This window comes from Oleiphilus sp. HI0117 (assembly GCF_001635235.1).
In genome coordinates, this window is the sequence record NZ_LWGA01000944.1 from 1 (window position 1) to 1,793 (window position 1,793).

Sequence of the window (1,793 nt, forward strand, 5' to 3'; positions counted from 1 at the left end):
GAGTTTGCGAGATTTGAAATAGCGGAGGACGCTTCGTTTAAGCTGCTAATCGCAGTTTCATTAATATCAGACATTTACACCTACCTAGTAAAGCGGGGTTATAAGGGCTTGGGAGTGGGTGATACAAACGATACCACTAATTATGTCTGTATTATAAACGGTTTTACAAAGAGTAAAATGGCTTTTGTCTTAAATGAAATTTAGGTGCAACAGGTTTAACTTGGGTGAGGGTTGGCAGCGCAATGTGATTGAGGTGCGCTGCCAAAAGAAGGAGCAGGTTAAAAATTGTATCGCAGGCCGATATTACCTAGAATCAGTTCTTTATCTTCTATTAAGGGGCTGGTTTCTATTTCGCCTGAAAATTTCTCTATGGCAAGGTAGCCCGTCGCGGTTAGTTTGTCAGATATGCTGTATTCGACGGTAAGGTCGAACCCGACATGTCCACTATTTCCAGGCTCATATTGAGGTCTGGTAATAGTTTGATAATAATCGATATTGGCGTCATCTTCGCCAGCACCATATTTTTCAATAACATCCTCTTCCGCTAACCTATTTTCAGCTTCGGTTACTTGATAATAGTATGAGTTGTATTTCGTACCATAATGCTTAATAAACATGCGAGGTGTGATTGTCCAATTCCCAGTGTCTGGGAAAGGACGAGACCAGCTAATTGAAGATCGTGGGCCAGAATAGGTGCTGATGACATCGTGAAAAGCCTTAATCTCAACAAGTCCAACACGGGAAAAGAAACGGAAGATAAAGCCAGCCTCAATAGACCTATCCCTATTTTCATCAATGCCCCAGTACAACTCTTCCATATCAGCGCTAATATTCTCAAGATCCAAAAATGTTCGTCCCGATGTTACCGCAAGGCCAAACATAATACGCTTATGCCTGAATAACTCGAAGCCAACTAGTGGCTCATCATGATTGTTATAGCCGAACAAATTTCCCCACTGAAAACTGAAAGTCGGTAAAAAGGAGTAGGTGCCATCATGTCCTATATAGGGTGCCGACCCAAATGTAATGCCGGGGCCGATAGAAAGATGGTCTTCATAGACTGGAACCGGCTCTTGTACCCTTGCTTGAGTTGCGGACGAGCAAAGCACCAAAGACAGTGTTATTGCAGCCAATGATAAGAGTTTACGAGAGTTGAATTCCATAGTGATAAATTACCTGGGTAGTTCCATGTGTGATTAATTACTTAATTTCCAAGCGTTCAGAGAATGCTGAGTCCTTGAATATTTCTGTATTCTATATCTTATTGAATTTAAACGATGAGATCTGGATAACATCATTCGTGATATTTCTGAATAATGCTAACCCTTATTAGCCGGCTAGGTCATATTGAGTGAGGTTATTGCTTTCGATCATGATGCGAACTTTCTCAATATAACGCTCAGCTTGTTCGGAGTAAGGGGAAAGTCCGGGCAGTAGATCTAGGCTGCTCATGTCTTGCTTGCTTGTGCTGCTGAACTTAGCGCGTAGTTTCCTGAATTCATCATATGCCGAGAAGCTATTTAGGTTCATCAGATAGGCCCTGATGGATTCATTTATAGTCTCGAATTGAGCTACCTCATGTTGTTGGTTCTCATTCCTGAATTTAGGTACAAGACCGCATCCTTTTTTAAAGCACCAGTGGCCAAATAGGTTGTTTCCTTGCTTAGCGAAACGACTGGTCCCCCAGCCAGACTCAATGGCCGCTTGTGCCAGTACCATAGAAGCAGGGACGGTATCAACACGCTCTAGCAGTCTGCCAAGTGTCTGACTTGGGTTGGTAGTTGGCACAACCT

General features: G+C 42.7%; 3 protein-coding genes. 1 reads left to right on the forward strand and 2 read right to left on the reverse strand.

Annotated features, from left to right (window positions below):
• On the forward strand, positions 1-204 hold a 204-nt coding region (locus A3757_RS27670; protein ID WP_231878304.1), incomplete at its 5' end, for a hypothetical protein.
• 74 nt (positions 205-278) lie between these two features.
• On the opposite strand, the gene A3757_RS16895 is transcribed toward A3757_RS27670, so the two are convergent.
• Positions 279-1,163: a MipA/OmpV family protein gene (locus A3757_RS16895; RefSeq protein WP_068506506.1), complete on the reverse strand. Its 885-nt coding sequence runs from the start codon at positions 1,161-1,163 to the stop codon at positions 279-281.
• 166 nt (positions 1,164-1,329) lie between these two features.
• The coding region (locus tag A3757_RS16900) for a glucosaminidase domain-containing protein (protein ID WP_197470097.1) at positions 1,330-1,793 on the reverse strand (464 nt) is incomplete at its 5' end.

Coding starts and splice junctions, on each gene's coding strand:
- A3757_RS16895 (WP_068506506.1), bottom strand. CDS start 1,163: ATGGAATTCAACTCTCGTAAACTCTTATCATTGGCTGCAATAACACTG.